The following is a 5,074-nucleotide window of genomic DNA, read 5'->3' as shown; positions in this document are numbered from 1 at the left end:
GCCGACCGCGCCGATCCGTGGGCGTACCGCTGGATCGCCTTTCGCGGGCCTTGGGCGGCCGAGGCGGCCTCCGCCTTCGGCGCGGGCCGGACGGTCGCCGATACGGGGCGCAGCCGCCGGCCGGCCGCCGCCCTGCGGCTGGCGATGGACGCCCTGCGCCAGCCGGCGGGAGCGCAGCTCGCCGCGGCGGGCGGCCTGCAGCTGGCGCTCGGCGAGATCGCCCGCGCCTGCGCGCGCCGCGACGAGCCCGGCGATGCGCCGGGCGGCGCGGAGGAGGACAACGCGCTCGTGCGCGCGCTGCTGCGGCTGCTGTCGACGCAGTATGCCGAGCCCGTTACGATGGAAGGCATCGCCGAGTCGCTCGGCTACAGCCGCGCGTACCTGTCCCGCGTGTTCAAGCGCCATACCGGCGCGACGCCGGTCTCGTACCTGCTGCGGCTGCGCATCGACAAAGGCCGGCTCATGCTGCGCGAGCGCAAGGATCTGACGGTCGAGCAGATCGCCTCCTCCGTCGGCCTGCAGGACGCGCTTTATTTCTCGCGGCAGTTCCGCCGCTTCTACGGCGAATCGCCGAGCGAGTACAGGCAGTCGGTATGGGGCTCCTGACCTCCATCCCGCTTTGGATTGCAGTCCGCAAAAAGAAGCTGTCCCGCCCGGGACAGCTTCTTCCTTTACAAGCCGCTGCTCCATTCGAGCTCGAAGGCCGGCCGCAGCCGGCCGGTCTCGACGCCCGTCGAGCTGACCATCACTTCCGGGAACTGGGCCCGCACGCCTTCGGCCGCAGCGGACAGCAGCCGCTCCAAGTCGATCCGATCCTCCGGGAGCACCCCGGCGAGGTCCAGGCTGCCGCGCAGCTGGTCGAGCAGCTCCGCCGCGATGACCGGCCAGGCGGATTCTCCGCCGTCGTCGACTTGAATCGCCGCGCCGATTCCGGCTTGCGGAATCGCCAGCGCGAACATCCCCTGGGCGCCGCTTTTTGCGAGAATGCCATGCTCCAGCAGCACGCTCGCGAGCCTGCCCTCGCCCTCGACGAGGGCGGGATGCGCCAGCATCGCCTCCGCGACGCGCCTGGCGGCGGGCAGCGCCTCGTCGTCCGCCATCGCGGCTTCCGGCAGCGCGAGCCGCGCGTACGTCAGCGCAATCGCCTCGAGCGGCAGCCGGAATACCGGCAAGCCGCAGCCGTCGACCGCGCGGCCGATCTCTTCCGGCTCCAGATCCGCAAACGCTGCGACGGCCTCCAGCATCCGCTGCTGCAGCGGATGCTCCGGGTTCGTGTAGCCTTCGAGCGGCCAGTCCATCATCCGGCAGTAAGCGAGCAGGCCGACATGCTTGCCCGAGCAGGTATGATACAGCTTGCGCGGCGCGGCTCCGGCCCGCATCGCCTCGTCGCGCTCATGCCGTCCGAGCGGCAGGTCGTCGTGGAAGGCGAGCTGCTCCTCCCGCACTCCCGTCAGCTCCAGCATGCGCTCCAGCAGCGCGATATGCTCCGGCGCTCCGCGATGCGAGGCCGACATGAGGGCGATCGCCTCCTCCGGGAGCCCGAAGCGCTCCATGAGGCCGGCCGCGATGGACGGAGCCGCCTGCACCGGCTTGGCGGTCGAGCGCATGAACGCCTCGGCGTAGGGATCGCCTGCGGCTGCCAGCAGGCGGCCCGAGGCGTCGACGACCGCGATGCGGCCGGTATGGATGTTTTCAGCCCATTGTCCTCGCGTCGTGCCGGAGAGAGGCACGCCGGGATGATGCTGTTGCGTGTAGTCCATCTGCGTCAGGCTTCCTTTCTTTGATCGTGCCGATGATCTTCTACCGATGTATTCCCGATTCCTCGGACGGGTGACGTCCGAGCAGCCGGCAATCCATTATACCAGTCCGATTCGTCCAAGCACCACCGTACTCGTTTCAACGAAACGAATAGCGGTTATCTATCTTCAACGACGAATTAAAGGAGATGAACGGTCATGGCAAACGAAACCGTTAAAGGCGGAGGCGTAACGAAAGGCATTCTGATCGGAGGCGCGATCGGCGCGGCGGCAGCCCTCCTGTTCGCCCCTAAATCGGGCAAGGAGCTCCGTACGGATCTGGCCCGCAAGTCCTCGGACGCGGCGGATTACGCCAAGAAGCAAGGCGCGCTGCTCGCCGAGCAGGCCAAGTCGACGGCCGCCGTAGCCGGCGAAAAGGCTTCCGCTATCGGCACCAAGGTGCAGGAGCTCGCCGCCAAGGCGAAGGAAGCGGCTCTCGTCCATCAGGACGCCATCAAGGAGACGGCGGCGACGGCAGTCTCCGAGACGAAGGAAGCGATCGCGGACGTGAAGGATCATGCCCAGCAGGTGTCTTCCGAAGCGAGCCGCCACGTCGACAACATCAAGGAAGAGGCCGAGGCGAACAAGAAGGACGCGCAGGCTTCCGCCAACGTGTTCAAGAACGACAGCAGCGGAGCCGGCTTCTCCAACTAAAGGAGCGATTCCGATGAGCAGCCCTGAATCCAAGGACAATGGTCCGATCCGCGACGGACAGGCCGGCGCTCCCCACCGGGACGTCGACGAGGCCGAGAACGGGTCGATGGTACAGGACGTGGATGACATGAAGCGGCTCGGCAACGACATGGAGCGCGTGCGCACCAATGCCGAGCTCGAGCAGGATGGACTCGTGCCCGATCCCGTCCAGGAGTAAAGCCGCGCTCTGCGAAGCCCCGCCCTCATCCATCTATTCATGGATGAGGGCGGGGCTTTTGCCGCTTGCCCGGTCCCGATGTCGGGAGCGGGCGCTCGCGATAACCGCGCATAGCCGATTCGCCGGATGGGCTATATTATGACCAGGAGATGATCTGTCCATGAACGACCACCATGCCGGCAAGCTGTTTTGGCCGCTGACGATGACCCATGTCGAGTCCTATCCGCCTCTGGCGGGCAAGCAGCAAGTCGAAGTCGCCATCATCGGCGGCGGGATGTCCGGCATCTGCTGCGGCCTCGTGCTCGCGCGCAGCGGCATTTCCGCCTGCGTGCTGGAGCGGGATGCCGTAGCTGGAGCGAGCACGTCGGCGAATACGGGGCTGCTGCAATTTTCCAATGACGTCATGCTGACGGAGCTGATCGAGCAGATCGGCCGCACCGACGCCGTGCGCTTCTACCGGGAATGCCTGCATGCCGTCGAGCAGCTGGCTCTGACCGCCTCCACGCTGCCGGGAGACATCGGCTTCCGCCGCCGGAGCAGCCTTTACTATGCCAGCAGCGAGCAGGATCTGCCCAAGCTGCGCAAGGAATACGAGGCGCTGCGGGAACACGGCTTCCCGGTCCATTTTTGGGAGCCGCAGGACATCGCTTCCCGCTTCCCGTTCTCCAAGCCGGGCGCGATCGTCACAGCCGGCGACGCGGAGGTGAATCCGTTCCAGTTCGTGCAAGCGATGGCGAACGCCGCGGTGAATGCGGGACTGCTCATCTGCGAGCGGACGGAGATCGCGCTCCACCGCTTGAACGGCGGCAAGCAGGTGCTCGAGACGGCCGACGGCGCGAGCATCGAGGCGAAGCATGTCATCTATGCGGTCGGCTACGAGCCGGAGGAGCTGCGCGGGCAGCTGATCAAGGCCGCGATCAACCGCTCCTTTGCCGGCGTGACGCCGGTCCAGCAGTCGCTGGAGCCCTGGCATCAAGGGATGATGCTGTGGGAAACGGCGCGGCCGTACCTGTACCTGCGCACGACCGTCGACGGCCGGATCGTCATCGGCGGCCTCGACGAGGAGCGTCCCGACCCGGTGCAGGGCGAGGCGGCCCGCCAGAAGCGGATCGCCAAGCTGTCTCGGCAGCTGGCGGAGCTGTTCCCCATGCTCGACAGCACGCTCGACTACGAGTGGAGCGCGGCCTTCGGCGAGTCGCGGGACAACCTGCCGTTCATCGGCCGCGATCCGGAGCGCGACGGCGTCTATTACTGCCTCGGCTACGGCGGCAACGGCACCGTCTACAGCATGATGGCGGCGCATCTGCTTCGCGATCTGATCCGGGGCGAGTCGCATCCGATGGAGGCCATTGTCGGGCTTTCCCGCCCCTCCCTTCAGTAGCTGCTCAGCGGTGCAACCGAGCGGGACGGGGGCTGCAAGACGAAAAGAGCAAAATCGGCGGAAGGCCCGGCCCGCTTTCACGGATCGGCGGATCGGGACGGGGGCAGGCCGCGATCCCTTCGCGGGACGGAGGCAGGACCGCGATCCCTTCGCGGAGGCGGGGGAGGACCGGGATCCCTTCGCGGGGGCGGAGCCAGGACCGCGATCCCTTCGCGGGGGCGGAGCCAGGACCGTATTCGCTTCGCGGAGGCAGGCCAGGACCGTATTCGCTTCGCGAAGGCAGGCCAGGACCGTATTCGCTTCGCGGGGGCAGGCCAGGACCGTAATCGCTTCGCGAACGCAGGCCAGGACCGTATTCGCTTCGCGGGACGGGGGCTCGTTCCGATCTCCCTGGAGCCCAGATTCCTTTGATCCCATTCCCCAGCTGGGGTGGAATCCGGCCTCCAAGGGAACCGCTGCCGCTTCTCCACGAGCTCCCCGTTCGCTTCACTGCTGGTCCTTGAGCCTACGTTGCTTCTTCGCGAGGAGGCCTCCGCCCTTGCAAGCAAAAGCTCATCCAACCCGCTCCGCTGACTAATTGCTACCGCCCCTGTCCGTCTGCACGACCGAGTTGCTCGGTTTTTCCGCGTAACTGCGACCGTTTGGGCCTCCTCCTACCCGAGTTGCTCGGTTTTTCCGCGTAACTGCGTCCGTTTGGGCCTCCTCCCACCCGAGTTGCTCGGTTTTTCCGCGTAACTCCGACCGCTTGGGCCTCCTCTCACCCGAGTTGCTCGGTTTTTCCGTGTAACTCCGACCGCTTGGGCCTTCTCCTACCCGAGTTGCTCGGTTTTTCCGCGTAACTGCGCTCCCTTCCTCCGACCCGCATTCCAACTAACTCGATTTTTTCGACTTACTGACTCGACTTCACGCCCCAAGAGCCTGCTAACTCGATTTTTTCGACTTACTGACTCGACTTCGCGCCCCAAGCGCCGGCTAACTCGATTTTTTCGACTTACGGGCTCGATTTCGCGCCTCCGAGACCAAAGG

At 66.1% G+C, this 5,074-nt stretch carries 5 protein-coding genes; 4 read left to right on the top strand and 1 reads right to left on the bottom strand.

The window, feature by feature from the left end; genetic code table 11:
- Positions 1-606 (top strand): helix-turn-helix transcriptional regulator (locus tag H582_RS0117040; RefSeq protein WP_028599478.1); only part of this gene is annotated, 606 nt, incomplete at its 5' end.
- A 65-nt stretch (positions 607-671) separates the two neighbouring features.
- Here H582_RS0117040 and H582_RS28195 read toward each other — a convergent pair.
- Positions 672-1,760 (bottom strand): asparaginase, encoded by a 1,089-nt coding sequence (locus H582_RS28195; protein ID WP_052333376.1) that lies wholly within the window; start codon positions 1,758-1,760, stop codon positions 672-674.
- A 195-nt stretch (positions 1,761-1,955) separates the two neighbouring features.
- On the opposite strand from H582_RS28195, the gene H582_RS30275 reads away from it, so the two are divergent.
- The 3 genes from H582_RS30275 to H582_RS0117020 all read left to right on the top strand — a co-directional run bounded on the left by H582_RS30275 (position 1,956) and on the right by H582_RS0117020 (position 4,048).
- Positions 1,956-2,450 carry a YtxH domain-containing protein gene (locus H582_RS30275; protein WP_052333375.1) on the top strand — a complete coding sequence of 165 codons (495 nt, stop codon included), beginning with the start codon at positions 1,956-1,958 and terminating at the stop codon, positions 2,448-2,450.
- 13 nt (positions 2,451-2,463) lie between these two features.
- Positions 2,464-2,667, top strand: coding sequence for a hypothetical protein (locus H582_RS0117025; protein WP_043111523.1), 204 nt, complete (start codon positions 2,464-2,466; stop codon positions 2,665-2,667).
- 160 nt (positions 2,668-2,827) lie between these two features.
- Positions 2,828-4,048, top strand: coding sequence for an NAD(P)/FAD-dependent oxidoreductase (locus H582_RS0117020; protein WP_028599476.1), 1,221 nt, complete (start codon positions 2,828-2,830; stop codon positions 4,046-4,048).
- The last annotated feature ends 1,026 nt before the right edge of the window (positions 4,049-5,074 follow it).

The sequence above is a fragment of the Paenibacillus pasadenensis DSM 19293 genome, from assembly GCF_000422485.1.
Taxonomy (GTDB): domain Bacteria; phylum Bacillota; class Bacilli; order Paenibacillales; family Paenibacillaceae; genus Paenibacillus_O; species Paenibacillus_O pasadenensis.
Note: the sequence above shows the minus strand (reverse complement) of the source record. Positions and strands in the feature narration are given on the sequence as shown.